Below are 13,515 nucleotides of genomic sequence, written 5' to 3' on the forward strand. Positions count from 1 at the left end.
CGCGGCGACCGCTCGCGCAAGGGGCGAAAGCCCCCGGGCGGGGAGAGCGTCGAGCGCTCGCAGGGTGCCCGTCCGGGGCCGCCGCGCGGCAGGGTCGCGTCAGCGCGGACGCAGGGCGCGCCGCGGCGCCGTGTCAGCGATCGAGAGAGGCGAAGCGCTCGATGTCGCTGTTCGTGCCCGAGACGATGATGAGGTCGTGATTGGTGACCACCGTGTTCGCCTCGGCGTAGCGGAAGGGGCGTCCGGGGCTCTTCACTCCGACCACCGTGACGTTGTACTTGCTGCGGACGCCCGACTCGTTCAGCCCCACGCCGCGCACGAGCTTCGGCGGGTACATCTTGGCCAGCACGAAGTCGTCGTCGAAGCGGATGAAGTCGAGCATGCGCCCGCTCACGAGGTGGGCGACGCGCTCTCCGGCCTCGGCCTCGGGGTAGATGACGTGGTTCGCGCCGACGCGGGCGAGGATCTTGCCGTGCGACTGCGACACCGCCTTCGCCCAGATCTGCGGCACCTTGAGGTCGACGAGATTGGCGGTGATGAGCACCGAGGCCTCGATCAGCGACCCGACGGCGACGACCGCGACCTGGAAGTCCTGCGCGCCGATCTGGCGGAGCGCGTCGATGTTGCGGGCGTCGGCCTGGACGGCGTGGGTGACGCGCTCCGACCACTTCTGCACGAGCTCGAGGTTGCCGTCGACGGCGAGCACCTCGCGGTCGAGGCGGTCGAGCTCGCCCGCGCAGGCCGCCCCGAAGCGCCCGAGGCCGATGACCAGGACGGGGGCGTCACTGCGGATGCGTTCAACCAACGATGGGCCTTTCCACGGGGAGCGCGTACAACTGCGACCGCGACGATGCCGCCACGGCCGCGGCGAGAGTCACTGTACCAATGCGCCCCATGAACATCGTGGCCGCCATCACGTAGACGGCCGGGTCGGAGAGCTCGGCGGTGAGTCCGGTCGAGAGCCCCACGGTCGCGAACCCCGAGACGACATCGAACAGCACATGCTCGATGGGCGCGTCGGTGATGCGGCTGATGGTCACCGTCGAGACCGCGACGATCGTCGCTCCCCAGGCGACCACCGAGAGCGCGACGCGCTGCACATCACTGGGGATGCGGCGGCCGAACGCCTGCACCGACGGGCGGCCCTTCGCCTCGGAGAAGACCGCGAGGGCGAGCACGGCGAGGGTGGTGACTTTGATGCCGCCGGCGGTGGATGCCGAACCCCCGCCGACGAACATGAGCATGGATCCGACGATCAGCGTCGCCCCGTTGAGGTCGCCGATGTCGATGACGCTGAAGCCGCCGGAGCGCGTCATGGCCGAGAGGAAGAAGGCCTGGAACGTGGTGTCCCACGCATCCATGCTCCCGAATGTGAGGGGGTTGTCGTATTCCAGCAGGAGAATGACGCCGGCTCCCACGAAGAAGAGCACCACCGTGGTGATGATCGTCAGCTTCGCGTGCAGCGACCACAGGCGGAATTTCCAGTAGTGCCGCCACAGCGTGAAGATGACGGGGAACCCGATCGACCCGAGGAACACCCCCGCCATCAGCACGGTCAGCAGGAAGTAGTCCTGGGCGAACGGGGTCAGCCCGTCCGCGTTCGGAATGAAGCCGGTGTTGGTGAACGCCATGGCCGCGTAGTACGGCGCCTCCCACAGGGCGATCAGGGGATGGATGCCGCCGATGATCAACGAGGGGTAGATCAGCACCGTGAGGACCGCCTCGATCACGAGGGTCGACAGGGCCACCGTCCGCAGCAGCTGACCGACCTCTCCCAGGCGCACGGTCTGGCCTTCGTTGACCGGGCCGCCGTGGGCGCGCAGCGGATTGCTGTCTCCGGCGGCGATGAGCTTCGCCCGCAGTCCCAGGCGCTTCGAGATGACGAGTCCGAGGATGGATGCCAGCGTCAGCACGCCGAGGGCGCCCACGTTGACGCCGATGTACGTGATGACACGGCCGAGCGGCGACAGGTCCGAGTACATGTTGATCGTCGACAGACCCGTGACGCAGATCGTCGACACCGCGGTGAAGAGGGCATCGGCGAGGGGGATGCGCTGGCCCGTCGCGGAAGCGGCGGGGAGGGAGAAGAGCGCCGTGAAGAGGGCGATGAGAGTCGCGAAGACGAGGACGGCGAAACGGGCCGGGGATGCCGTCGTGAGATTGCGCAGACGATCCCATGCCTCGTAGGCGATGCGCCGCGCGCGCACCGGCAGTCGCGCCTCATTCGGCGTCGCCGCCATGCGCCGCTCCCTCCGATACCCGAACCCGAATCATGGTACTCGGGCCGGGGCGCGGCTAATCTGATGCCATGGCGGACATCTTCGACGTGATCGCTGACGGAACGCGTCGCGACATCCTTCAGCTGCTCCTCGACCGCGCGACCGGCGGTGAGCGGGGCACGAGCGTCTCCCAGATCGTGGCGGCGCTCGGGGTGAGCCAGCCGACGGTGTCAAAGCACCTGAAGGTGCTGCGCGAGGCCGAGCTGGTGTCCGTGCGCGAGGAGGGGCAGCACCGCTACTACAGCCTCGCCGTTGCTCCGCTCGACGAGGTCGATGATTGGCTGGTGCCCTTCTTCTCCATCGAAGAAGACAACGAACCGGCCCTGCCGGAGTCCGCCGTGCACGCCGCCGAGGTCGTCGGCCGGGCCGCGGCATCCGTCAAGCACTCTTTCTCGACGGCGTTGCGAAAACTTCCCGGCCGGTGAGCATCCGGATGCCGCTGTGCGGCGTCCACACAGCACATCCGTCACAGAGGGCCCACAGGTTTACAGCCGTCGCGCGCAGACCCTAGAGTGTGCTCAGCATCAGGAGGGTGAGTTCACCCGGAACGAGGGGTGAGCGATGGCCGAGCTGCCGGACGTGCGGTTTCTGACGGTCGCCGAGGTCGCCGAGCTGATGCGTGTGTCGAAGATGACGGTCTACCGTCTCGTGCACGCCGGCGAACTGCCGGCGGTGCGGTTCGGACGCAGCTACCGCGTGCCGGAATCGGCCGTCGTCGAGGCTGTGCAGCGACCGGTGTCCGACGTCGGCTAGACTGATCCGAGGCTTTTTTCCGAACGCCTAGTGTTCCCGGGCGCCGACATCGGCACCCAGACCCCGACTTAGTGAGGTTTTCCGTGGGTTCTGTCATCAAGAAGCGCCGTAAGCGCATGGCGAAGAAGAAGCACCGCAAGCTGCTTCGCAAGACTCGTCACCAGCGCCGCAACAAGAAGTAACGCGGCCACCACACCGAGCGCCTGTCCGATGCGACGGGCGCTTCGTGTATCCGTGCACGTTCCGCCTACCGGCGCGGCGTCTCCGCGCCCGCTCGTTCCGTCTCCATGGAGGAAAGCATGCAGTCCATCTCGGTCCACGACCTGCACGCGGGGCGCGAGCGTCCCCTCATCGACGTGCGCGAGGAGCACGAGTTCGCCGCGGGCCACGTGCCCGGCGCCGTCAACATGCCGATGTCGAGCATCGGCGAGCACCTCGACGAACTCCCGGGCGAGCCGTTCGATGTGATCTGCCAGGCCGGCGGACGCTCGGCGCGTGTCGTGGAGGCCCTGTCGGCGCGCGGTCACGACGCGACGAACGTCGAGGGCGGCACGGGCGACTGGATCGCCGCCGGCTACGACGTCGAGGCCTAGCCTTCGTCTCCGGTCCGTCCGCGCCTCCTAGGATGGAGGCGTGACGACCCTCACGCTGATCGGCAAGCCCGAGTGCCATCTGTGCGACGTGGCGGAGCAGATCGTCGAGAGCGTCGTCGACGGCCTCCCCGCCGAGGTGGCGGACCGCGTCGAGATCGAGCACGCGTCGATCGCCGATGATCCCGCACTCTTCGCCACGTGGTGGGAGAAGATCCCGGTCGTCCTCATCGACGGCGACCTGCACGCGCATTGGCGCGTGTCGGCCGACCGTCTCCGTGCCGCGCTGCTGGCGGCAGATCCTGAAGGAGCCTCGTCGTGAGCATCCGTCACATCGTCCTGTGGAAGCTCGCGGCGGACGACGCCGACACCCGTGCGCTGCACGCCGAGCAGATCTCGGAGCGCCTGATGGCCCTTCGCGAGGTCATCGACGACATCGCGCACATCGAGGTCGGGCGCAACGTGGCCAACCCGCAGTCCAACTGGGATGTCGCGCTGGTCAGCGAGTTCGCCGACGTGGATGCGCTGGAGCGCTACCAGGTGCACCCGGCCCACCAAGAGGTCGCGGGCTTCGTCCGTTCGGTGGTCGCGGAGCGGTCCTGCGTCGACTACCCGTTCTGAGGGGTCGCCGCGGACCGGCGGTGACGCCGTCGGCTGCCGTCATTCGAGCGGGCGCACCGTCGCCGGGACGGCTGCGAGGGCGATGCGCACCGCATCACGGTCGTCGACGCGCTGGTCGGGCGCATGTTCCACGACGACGCGGCTGCCGTCGCGGGTGAGCACGGTCGAACGCCGCACGCTGCCCAGGAACGTCGTCTCCTCCACGACGGCGTCCATACCCGGAACGTCGGGGCCGACCAGCAGCACGTTCTCGGGCCGCACGACGACCTCGCAGTGCCCGTCGTGGGCGGAGCCCGCGAGCGGCAACTCCTGCCCCCAGACCTCGACGACCACTCCCTCGACGATCCCGGGCACCGCACTCACCGGACCGAGGACCTCCGCGACCGCCGCGTCCGCGACGCGCGCGTAGACCTCGTCGGGGCTGCCCGCCGCCACGATGCGTCCGGCATCCATCACGACGAGGTGATCGGCGACTGCGGCCCCCTCGGCGGTGTCACGCGTCGCCCAGAGCGTGGTGACACCGCGCTCGCGGAGCTCCCGGACGAGACGGTCGCGCGTCTCGGCGCGAGCACTCGTGTGCAGAGCGGCGAGGGCGTCGTCGAGCACGAGGGCCCGGGGCCGCGAGGCCAGCGCGCGGGCCACCGCCCAGCGCTGACGGTCGCCGTGCGAGAGACGGTGCACGCTCTTGTGGCCCGTCGAGAGGCCGACCAGGTCGCAGAGACGGTCGGCCTCGGCATCCGGGTCGATCACGCCCGCCTGCCGGGCTGCGGCCACGATCGCCGCGCGGGCGCGGCCGAAGCGGGCGACGGGGGTGCGATCCCGCACCTCCGCGACGCGGGGCGCCGCAGCGCCCACCCGTCCCTCGATCGTCACCGTCCCGGCGTCGGGTCGCTCGGCTCCGCCGACGAGCCGCAGCAGTGTGGAGGCTCCGCAGCCCGAGGGGCCGACCAGCCCGACGATGCGGCCCGGGGCGACCTCGAGGTCGACGTCGTCCAGGACGACGGTGCCCGCGCGCTCGCGACGCACGCCGTCGAGCACGATGGTCCAGCCCGTCGGGCGCGACGCGCCTCCCGATGGGGAATCGAGCGGAGTGACGGCGACCATGACCCGACGCTAGAGACCCCGGATGACACGACGACGCCCGGGGGGTGAACCCCGGGCGTCGTCAGGTCGAAACTTACGGGGCCAGACGCGTCGGTCCGCGGAAGAGGTAGGTGACCTCGCGGATCGAGGACTCACCGAGCAGCAGCATCAGCACGCGGGCGAGGCCCATTCCGAAGCCACCGTGCGGCGGGGCGCCGAAGCGGAAGAAGTCCAGGTAGAAGTCGAGGTGCTCGGGGTCGAGCCCCTTCTCCTTCGCCTGCTCGATGAGCACCTCGACGCGGTGCTCGCGCTGCGCGCCCGTGGTGATCTCGACGCCGTTGAACAGCAGGTCGTACGACTTGGTGAGTCCGGTCTCCTCGTCGCGCATGTGGTAGAAAGCGCGGATCGCGGGGTGGTAGTCGGTGATGAACACGAACTGGTGACCGTAGGTCTCCTGCACGTGCGCCGCGATCTGACGCTCGCCCTCCGGGTCGAGGTCGCCGTCGGTGCGGGGGATGTCGTAGCCGCGCGCGGCGACGATCTCGCGGGCCTCGGCGAGCGGGATGCGCGGGAACGGCAGGGTGGGCACCTGCACCTCGACGCCGAACAGCTCCTGGATCTCCGCGCCGTGCTTGTCGGCGACGGCCTGGAACGCGGTCTGCAGGAGCTCCTCCTGCATGCGGGCGACATCTTCGTGCGAGTCGATCCAGCTGATCTCGGCGTCGATCGAGGTGAACTCGGTCGCGTGACGGCTCGTGAACGAGGGGTCGGCGCGGAAGGCCGGCGCGATCTCGAAGATCTTGCCGAAGCCGGCGACCTGGGCCATCTGCTTGAAGAACTGCGGGCTCTGCGCGAGGTAGGCCGTCTTGTCCTCGAAGTAGGGAACCTCGAACAGCTCCGCGTTGGACTCCGAAGGGGATGCCATGAGCTTGGGCGAGTGCACCTCGATGTAATCGCGCTCCACCCAGTACGTGCGCATGGCGTGCTCGAGCGTCGTCTGCACGCGGAAGATGAGGTTGTTGCGACGCTGACGCAGGTCGATGAAGCGGTAGTCCATGCGCTTGTCGGGGCTGCTGTCGGCGGCGATCGGGGTCTCGGGGTTCGCCGCGGCAGCGATCACGAGCTCGCCGACCTTGATCTCGACGCCGCCGAGCTTGACACGCTCGTCGTGCTTGAGCTCCCCGCGCACCGTCAGGAAGGTGCCGGTCGCGAGGGCGCCGATCGTCTCGGTCAGGGCGAGGGCCGCGGCATCCTGGTCCGCGGCGTCCTCCGTCGGGCGGGTCGCCGGGTTGACCAGCTGCACGGCGCCCGTCTCGTCGCGGAGGACGACGAACTGCACCTTCTTCTGATCGCGTACGGTTTCGACCCATCCCGACACCTCGACGGGGCCGGCGGGGAGGGACTTCAGCTGGTTGACCAGGACGCGTTCGCTCACGATCGACCAGTCTACGTGCGGGTGGTGGCGGCCCCCACCCGCCGTCCTCGCGCCTCGTCGCCCGGTGTCGCGGGACGTGGGCCCCGTGCGGCGGGCGGAAGAGACGCCGCTCGTCGCTCGTCGAGGCCCGGGCGGGCGCGAACCCTCGGATTCCGACGCGGCATCCCTATGATGGCGCTCGTGACGTTCTCCCTCCCCCCGGAGTCGTTCCGGACGCTGCGTCCGGAACCACGGGGGCGTGCCCCCCGGCCGTGGGACGTCGCGACGACCATCGTTCTGCTGGTGCTCCTGCCCCTCCTGGCGCTCGCGGCCTCCTACGCGGGTGTCGTCCTCGCCTCCGCCGCGCGCGCCTGCGGAGCGCAGGCGTGCGACGCCGGTCTGATGAACCTCGGGTTCTGGATCGCCGTCATCGCGCCGTGGGTGATCCTCGTGGTCGGGCTCGTCGTGGCGATCATCCGTCTCGTACGGCATCGCCTGGCGTTCTGGGTGCCGCTGGTCGCGATCCTCTCGATGGTCGCCGTGTGGTTCATCGCCGCGGCGCTCGTGGGTGCCGGGCTCACGGCATCCTGAACCGCTCCGGGGCAACCCCCAGCAACGGCGCCTGACCGGCCCGTAACCTGACCCTTGGGCGCCCGCACGGGCGGCCGATCACCGAGCGCGAAGGCACCCGATGACCGACGTCACCCTCTCCCTGTCTCCCTCCCTCTCCCCGGTGCGCGCCGGGTCGGGCTCGACGGAGGGCCAGTCGTGGCTGACCTCGCTGGCCGACTGGACCGTGTCGCTCATGGAGGTCATCGGCCCCGTCGGCGCCGGTGTCGCGATCGCCCTCGAGAACCTCTTCCCGCCGCTGCCCAGCGAGGTCGTGCTGCCCATGGCCGGGCTCACCGCGAGCCGCGGCTCGTTCACGCTCTTCGAGGCGCTGCTGTGGACCACGCTCGGATCCGTGGTGGGCGCCTTCGCGCTCTACGGGCTCGGGCGGTGGCTGGGCGCGGGGCGTCTGCGTGCGTTCGCCGCGAAGATGCCGTTGCTGCACCCCGAAGACGTCGATCGCACGGTCGCCTGGTTCGAGAGGCACGGGGGGAAGGCGGTGTTCTTCGGACGCATGATCCCGATCTTCCGCAGCCTCATCAGCATCCCCGCGGGAGTCGCGAAGATGCCGCTCTGGCGCTTCGGGCTCCTCACCGGCGCGGGCAGCCTCATCTGGAACACGATCTTCGTGCTCGCCGGGTACCTGCTCGGCGAGAACTGGCACATCGTGGAGGAGTACGCGTCGATCCTGCAGTACATCGTGATCGCGGCGGTCGGCATCGGTCTCGCGTGGTTCCTGTACTCGCGCGTGCGCTCGCTGCTCGCCGCGCGCAAAGACGCCTGACCCGGCGGGATATCTCCACGTCGAGGCAACCGGCATCCGGACTCAGTCAGACCACAGAACCCGCGCCTAGACTGGGATCGTGCCCGCCGATCGCCTTCATCTCGTGCGCCACGGAGAGGTGTATAACCCCCGTCGCGTGCTCTACGGTCGGCTCCCCGGATTCGGCCTGAGCGTCGACGGTCGGCGCATGGCGCGGCAGGCAGCCGAGTACGTGAAGAGCCTCGAGCGGCCGGTGAGCGCTCTCGTGGTCTCGCCGCTGCAGCGCACGCGCGAATCCGCCGAGCCTTTCGTCGAGCTGTTCGGTGCCGAGCCGTTCATCGACGACCGGGTGATCGAGCCCACCAACGTCTTCGAAGGGCGCCGGATGAAGCAGGCGCTCGCGAATCCCCTCAACTGGCGCCACCTCAGCCGCCCGGCCGTCCCCAGCTGGGGCGAGCCGTACGAGCGGATCGTCGCCCGCATGGTCGCGGCGATGGATGACGCCTGGAACCGTGTGCCCGCGGGCGACGTCGTCGTCGTCTCGCACCAGCTCCCCATCTGGGTGACCCACCTCGCCCTGTCCCACCAGCCCACCCGACACGACCCGCGCAAGCGTCGCTGCGCGCTGTCGAGCGTGACGAGCTTCGAACGGCGCGACGGCGCCGGCGGTCCGCGGTTCGTCGAGGTGGCGTACGCAACGCCGGCGTCCACCGCCGGCGCCGTCGACGTAGGAGCCGTGTGATGCGCCGAATCCTCTCCGCGGTCGGGGCGGTCCTCGCCTCCGCCGCGCTCGTCACGGGTCTGGCGGCCTGCAGCGCCGACCCCCTCGCGGACCAGTACCGCGCCGGCGACAACAAGGGCTACATCGCCGCCAACGGGTTCCAGACCAAGGAGATCGCGGCGGATCAGCGCGGCGAGCCCGTGGAGTTCTCCGGCACGCTCGACAACGGCTCGCCCGTCTCGAGCGCCGACTTCTCGGGCAAGGTGCTCGTTGTCAACTTCTGGTACGCCACGTGCGGTCCCTGCATCATCGAGGCCCCGCGTCTCGAGCAGGCCTACCAGAGCTTCCAGGGACAGGACGTCGCCTTCCTCGGCATCAACACCTACGACCAGCCCGCGACCGCCTTGTCGTTCGCGCGCGACCACGAGGTGTCGTACTCCAGCGCGATGGCGGTCGACGACGCCCAGCTGAAGCTCGCGTTCAACACGGCCACGCCGTTGAACGCCACCCCCACCACCCTCGTGCTCGACAAGCAGGGCCGCGTCGCCGCCCGTATCGTCGGCGAGCTGCCCGAGGCCTCGATCCTCGAGGCGATCGTGCGCACGCTCGTGGCGGAGAGCGCGTGAACCCCGGCGCCCTCGTCTTCGACGGCGCGCTGTGGGTCGCCGTTCCCATCGCGCTCGCGGCCGGCCTCATCTCCTTCCTCTCGCCGTGCGTGCTGCCGCTCGTTCCGGGCTACCTCGGGTATATCGGCGGTGCCGTCGCCCCGCGCGGGGGCTCGGCATCCGGGCCCGGTCGAGGACGGCTGCTCGGCGGGACCCTGCTGTTCATCGCGGGGTTCACGGTCGTGTTCATGGCCGTCAATGTGCTGGGCGGAACGTTGGGCGCCTTCTTCCTCGCCTACGCCGACGTGATCACGCGCGTCATGGGCGTGGTCATCATCCTGATGGGCTTGGTGTTCATCGGGCTGTTCGGCCTCGCGCAGCGTTCGGTGCGGATGCAGTCCCGTGGCAACCTGGGGCTCATCGGCGCCCCTTTGCTGGGCATCGCCCTCGGCATCGGGTGGACCCCGTGCATCGGGCCCACGCTGGCGGCGATCATCTCCGTGTCGTACAACCTCGGGGATCCCGGCCGGGCGGCACTGCTCGGGCTGATGTACTCGCTGGGCCTCGGCATCCCCTTCCTGCTCCTCGCCCTCGGCTTCGGGTGGGCGACGAAGTCCGTGGCGTTCGTGCGCACGCACATCCGCGTCGTGAACCTCATCGGCGGAGCGCTGCTGATCGTGCTCGGCCTGCTCATGGTGACGGGCCTGTGGGGCCAGTGGATGTCGACCCTGCAGGGGGTGATGGGCAATGTCCAACTCCCGCTCTGATCGAGGGAACACGATGACCGACCCGCTGCGTCCGTCCGACCACGCCGACTCCACGTCCGACGAGGTCACCCAGCCGCGCCTGGGCGTCGTGGGATGGCTGCGGTGGGGATGGCGCCAGCTGACCAGCATGCGCACGGCCCTCGTGCTGCTGCTCCTGCTCGCGATCGCCGCCGTCCCGGGATCGCTCGTGCCCCAGCGCAGCGCCGACCCCAACGGCGTCACGCAGTACTTCACCGACAACCCCGATCTCGCGCCGGTGCTCGACAAGCTCAGCCTGTTCGACGTCTACACCTCGCCCTGGTTCTCGGCGATCTACCTGCTGCTGTTCATCTCGCTGATCGGCTGCGTGCTCCCGCGCACGAAGCACCACTGGAAGGCGCTGCGCTCGCAGCCGCCGCGCACGCCCGCGCGTCTGTCGCGCCTGGACGACCACCGCTCCCGCTCGATCGCGGTCGACGCGGATGCGGATGCGGATGCCCTGGCGACCGCCGCCGTGGAGAGCGCGGCCGCGCAGCTGCGCAAGAGCGGCTACCGGGTGGCGCGCTACGACGGGCGCGGGTCGTTCTCGGTGTCGGCGGAGCGCGGGTACCTGCGCGAGACCGGCAATCTGCTCTTCCACGGCGCGCTCGTGGGCGTCCTGATCGCCGTCGGTGTCGGCGGGGGCTTCACCTACACCGGTCAACGCGTGCTCGTCGAGGGCCAGGCCTTCGCGAACAGCCTGCTCGACTACTCCTCGTTCAACCCGGGTCGCTTCGTCAGCGGAGACACCCTCACGCCCTACTCGATGACGCTCGACAAGTTCGACGTGTCCTACGTTCCGCCCGGGCAGCCCGGTTCGGGACAAGCCGGCGACTTCGTGGCGCACGTGACGACGCAGGCCCCCGGCACCGACCCGCAGGACGGCGAGGTGCGCGTCAACCACCCGCTCGACGTGCAGGGCGACCGCGTCTACCTGCTCGGCAACGGCTACGCCCCGACCGTCACGATCCGCGACGCCGAGGGCAACGAGGTGTTCCACGACTCGGTCGCGTTCCTGCCGCAGGATGCCAACATGACCTCGCTCGGCGTCATCAAGGTCGCCGACGGTCTGCCCGAACAGCTCGGTCTGCTCGGATTCTTCTACCCGACGATGGACGTGCTGCCCTCGGGCGCGCTGACCTCCACGTACGGGGCGCTGGAGTACCCGACCCTGACGCTGCGCGTGTACGAGGGCGACCTCGGCATCGACGACGGAACGCCCCGCTCGGTCTACACGCTCGATCCGTCGGGCATGACGCAGATCGCCGGCGGCGACAGCGGCAACCCCGCCATCCAGCTCATGCCCGGGCAGACCGAGGATCTGCCCAACGGCCTCGGCACCATCACCTTCGAGAACGAGGCGCCCGCGGGGGCCGTCGGGTACGACGGATCGGTCAAGCGCTTCGCATCCCTGTCGATCCACCGCGACCTCGCCGGACCGTGGGTGCTCGCCTTCGCCCTGCTGGCGCTGCTCGGCTTGCTCGCCGCGCTCTTCGTCCCGCGTCGCCGCATGTGGGTCAAGGCGACCCCGCAGGGCGGCTCGGTGCTCGTGGAGTACGCGGGCCTCGCGCGCGGTGAGGACCCGACGCTCGCCGCCGCCGTCGATCAGCTCGCCGAGAAGCACGGCGGGACCCTCCCCGGCCCTCCTCCCCAGAGCCACCCCGACACCGGAAAAGTAGACTGAGACCATGCCCGGAACCGACCCGCTTCTCCTCGACGAGATCTCCCTCCTCCTGGTGTGGACGGCGGTCGCCATCTACGTGCTGGCGTTCATCGCGTACGCCATCGATCTCGCGCGCCGCTCCGACCTCGCGCTCAAGGCCAAAGACGAGGTCGTCGCGCGCGAGCTCGTGACCGCGGGCGGCGGGGGAGTGATCTCCTCGGGCGCCGGGTCGTCGGCATCCGGTGCCTCCACCGCCAAGCCCCGCTACCTGTGGGCGCGTCTTGGCACGGTGCTGACGGCGCTCGGCTTCGTCTTCCACCTCGTGGCGACGGTCCTGCGCGGGATCGCAGCCGAGCGCGTGCCGTGGTCGAACATGTACGAGTTCGCCATGACCGGCCTGCTGCTGATCATCGCGGTGTACCTCGCCGTGCTGACGCGCTACGACCTGCGCTTCCTCGGCTCGCTCATGACCGGCCTCGCGGTGCTGCTGCTGGGTGGCGCGACGCTGGCGTTCCACGTCGAGGTCGTTCCGCTGGCCGACCCGCTGAAGTCGGTCTGGCTCGTCGTGCACGTCTTCGTCGCGAGTCTCGCGACGGCACTGTTCGCCCTCGCTTTCGGGCTCTCGGTCGTGCAGCTCATCCAGACGCGGCGCGAGCGCAAGCTCGCCGAAGCCCCGGTGGATGCCGAAGCGAAGCGCAGCTTCCTGCGCACGGTTCCGAACGCCGACGCCCTCGAGTCGCTGGCCTACCGCTTCGCGATCGTCGGATTCATCTTCTGGACCTTCACCCTCATCGCCGGGTCCATCTGGGCGAACGACGCGTGGGGCCGGTTCTGGGGCTTCGACACCAAGGAAGTCTGGACCTTCGTCATCTGGGTGCTCTACGCGGGCTACATCCACGCCCGCGCGACGCGAGGCTGGCGCGGCACCCGCTCGGCGTGGCTGTCGATCATCGGCTTCACCGCGGTGCTGTTCAACTTCACGATCGTCAACGTCTTCTTCAAGGGCCTGCACGCCTACAGCGGCCTGACGACGTAAGGACCCTCACCCGGTTCCCGGGCCCGTCCGGCTGTCGCCGGGCGGGCCCTTCGTGTATCGCGGAACGTCCCGGCTCTGGCCCGGGCGCGATGCCCTCGCCCGGTGGGCGGCGGGGTTTGAGTGTCCAAGACATGCCGCTGGCGGCGGGTGGACACGGCATGTCTTGGACACTCAGGGGGCGTCGGCCGCGCGGAACGCGTGACGCACGGGTGCGACGATGTCCTGCATCGGCGTCTCGAGGTGGTGGGCCACGACACGAATGAGCGTCCACCCCTCCCGGGCGATGGCGCGCCAGCGGTCGGCATCCCGTCGGAACTGGTCTGCGTCGGCGTGCTGCCGCCCGTCGTACTCGACCGCTACCCGGTGGTCGGGGTAGGCCATGTCGAGTCGAGCGACGAAGACCCCGTCTGCCGTGCAGAGGGTCCAGTTGAGGTGCGGCTCGGGCAGGCCCGCCCGCAGGAGGACGAGGCGCACGGCCGTCTCTCGCGGAGATTCCGCTCCGGGTCTGACAAGCTGCACTGCCTCGCGGAGGGCGACTGCTCCGCGACGCCGTGCGCGTCGTGCAGCTGCGTCGAGGTCTGACACGGTGTCGC

General features: G+C 69.7%; 18 protein-coding genes. 13 read left to right on the top strand and 5 right to left on the bottom strand.

What is annotated here, in order from left to right; genetic code table 11:
* Positions 1–133: 133 nt before the first annotated feature.
* Complete coding sequence (locus AB0N80_RS06755) at positions 134–805, bottom strand: TrkA family potassium uptake protein (protein WP_056224009.1); 672 nt, start codon at positions 803–805, stop codon at positions 134–136.
* Complete coding sequence (locus AB0N80_RS06760; protein ID WP_363578266.1) at positions 798–2,240, bottom strand: potassium transporter TrkG; 1,443 nt, start codon at positions 2,238–2,240, stop codon at positions 798–800. The genes AB0N80_RS06755 and AB0N80_RS06760 overlap by 8 nt, the downstream gene beginning before the upstream one ends.
* A 68-nt stretch (positions 2,241–2,308) precedes the next feature.
* On the opposite strand from AB0N80_RS06760, the gene AB0N80_RS06765 reads away from it, so the two are divergent.
* From AB0N80_RS06765 to AB0N80_RS06790, 6 genes are all read left to right on the top strand, one after another.
* The gene (locus AB0N80_RS06765) at positions 2,309–2,704 is read left to right on the top strand and encodes a metalloregulator ArsR/SmtB family transcription factor (protein WP_315995131.1); all 396 of its coding nucleotides are present in this window, start codon (positions 2,309–2,311) and stop codon (positions 2,702–2,704) included.
* A gap of 136 nt (positions 2,705–2,840) precedes the next feature.
* Complete coding sequence (locus tag AB0N80_RS06770) at positions 2,841–3,032, top strand: helix-turn-helix domain-containing protein (protein WP_076677409.1); 192 nt, start codon at positions 2,841–2,843, stop codon at positions 3,030–3,032.
* A gap of 83 nt (positions 3,033–3,115) precedes the next feature.
* Complete coding sequence (locus AB0N80_RS06775; protein ID WP_003792170.1) at positions 3,116–3,214, top strand: AURKAIP1/COX24 domain-containing protein; 99 nt, start codon at positions 3,116–3,118, stop codon at positions 3,212–3,214.
* 117 nt (positions 3,215–3,331) lie between these two features.
* On the top strand, positions 3,332–3,625 hold the full coding sequence (locus AB0N80_RS06780) for a rhodanese-like domain-containing protein (RefSeq protein ID WP_315995130.1): 294 nt from the start codon (positions 3,332–3,334) through the stop codon (positions 3,623–3,625).
* 40 nt (positions 3,626–3,665) lie between these two features.
* Complete coding sequence (locus tag AB0N80_RS06785) at positions 3,666–3,944, top strand: glutaredoxin family protein (RefSeq protein ID WP_315995129.1); 279 nt, start codon at positions 3,666–3,668, stop codon at positions 3,942–3,944.
* On the top strand, positions 3,941–4,243 hold the full coding sequence (locus AB0N80_RS06790; RefSeq protein ID WP_315995128.1) for a Dabb family protein: 303 nt from the start codon (positions 3,941–3,943) through the stop codon (positions 4,241–4,243). Before AB0N80_RS06785 ends, AB0N80_RS06790 begins: the two co-directional genes overlap by 4 nt.
* A 39-nt stretch (positions 4,244–4,282) precedes the next feature.
* Here AB0N80_RS06790 and AB0N80_RS06795 read toward each other — a convergent pair whose 3' ends face one another.
* Positions 4,283–5,347 (bottom strand): ABC transporter ATP-binding protein, encoded by a 1,065-nt coding sequence (locus tag AB0N80_RS06795; protein ID WP_363578267.1) that lies wholly within the window; start codon positions 5,345–5,347, stop codon positions 4,283–4,285.
* A 73-nt stretch (positions 5,348–5,420) separates the two neighbouring features.
* Complete coding sequence (gene aspS, locus AB0N80_RS06800; RefSeq protein WP_315995126.1) at positions 5,421–6,761, bottom strand: aspartate--tRNA(Asn) ligase; 1,341 nt, start codon at positions 6,759–6,761, stop codon at positions 5,421–5,423.
* Between the two features lie 24 nt (positions 6,762–6,785).
* Here aspS and AB0N80_RS06805 point away from each other — a divergent pair, with 24 nt between their 5' ends.
* From AB0N80_RS06805 to ccsB, 7 genes are all read left to right on the top strand, one after another.
* Entirely contained in the window at positions 6,786–7,331 is a 546-nt protein-coding gene (locus tag AB0N80_RS06805; protein ID WP_363578268.1) for a DUF6264 family protein, read from the top strand.
* A 100-nt stretch (positions 7,332–7,431) separates the two neighbouring features.
* Positions 7,432–8,133, top strand: coding sequence for a DedA family protein (locus AB0N80_RS06810; protein ID WP_315995124.1), 702 nt, complete (start codon positions 7,432–7,434; stop codon positions 8,131–8,133).
* A gap of 79 nt (positions 8,134–8,212) precedes the next feature.
* On the top strand, positions 8,213–8,854 hold the full coding sequence (locus AB0N80_RS06815) for a histidine phosphatase family protein (protein WP_315995123.1): 642 nt from the start codon (positions 8,213–8,215) through the stop codon (positions 8,852–8,854).
* Entirely contained in the window at positions 8,854–9,459 is a 606-nt protein-coding gene (locus tag AB0N80_RS06820; RefSeq protein ID WP_363578269.1) for a TlpA disulfide reductase family protein, read from the top strand. Before AB0N80_RS06815 ends, AB0N80_RS06820 begins: the two co-directional genes overlap by 1 nt.
* Complete coding sequence (locus AB0N80_RS06825) at positions 9,456–10,205, top strand: cytochrome c biogenesis protein CcdA (RefSeq protein WP_363390823.1); 750 nt, start codon at positions 9,456–9,458, stop codon at positions 10,203–10,205. The genes AB0N80_RS06820 and AB0N80_RS06825 overlap by 4 nt, the downstream gene beginning before the upstream one ends.
* 13 nt (positions 10,206–10,218) lie before the next feature.
* A complete protein-coding gene (locus tag AB0N80_RS06830) occupies positions 10,219–11,907 on the top strand; it encodes a cytochrome c biogenesis protein ResB (protein WP_363578270.1) in 1,689 nt (562 codons plus the stop codon).
* A gap of 4 nt (positions 11,908–11,911) precedes the next feature.
* Positions 11,912–12,922, top strand: coding sequence for a c-type cytochrome biogenesis protein CcsB (gene ccsB / locus AB0N80_RS06835; protein WP_363578271.1), 1,011 nt, complete (start codon positions 11,912–11,914; stop codon positions 12,920–12,922).
* Positions 12,923–13,093: 171 nt separating this feature from the next.
* Here ccsB and AB0N80_RS06840 read toward each other — a convergent pair whose 3' ends face one another.
* The gene (locus AB0N80_RS06840; protein ID WP_363578272.1) at positions 13,094–13,396 is read right to left on the bottom strand and encodes a DUF559 domain-containing protein; all 303 of its coding nucleotides are present in this window, start codon (positions 13,394–13,396) and stop codon (positions 13,094–13,096) included.
* Positions 13,397–13,515: the final 119 nt, after the last annotated feature.

This window comes from Microbacterium sp. NPDC089188 (assembly GCF_040685155.1).
Taxonomy (GTDB): Bacteria; Actinomycetota; Actinomycetes; order Actinomycetales; family Microbacteriaceae; genus Microbacterium; species Microbacterium galbum.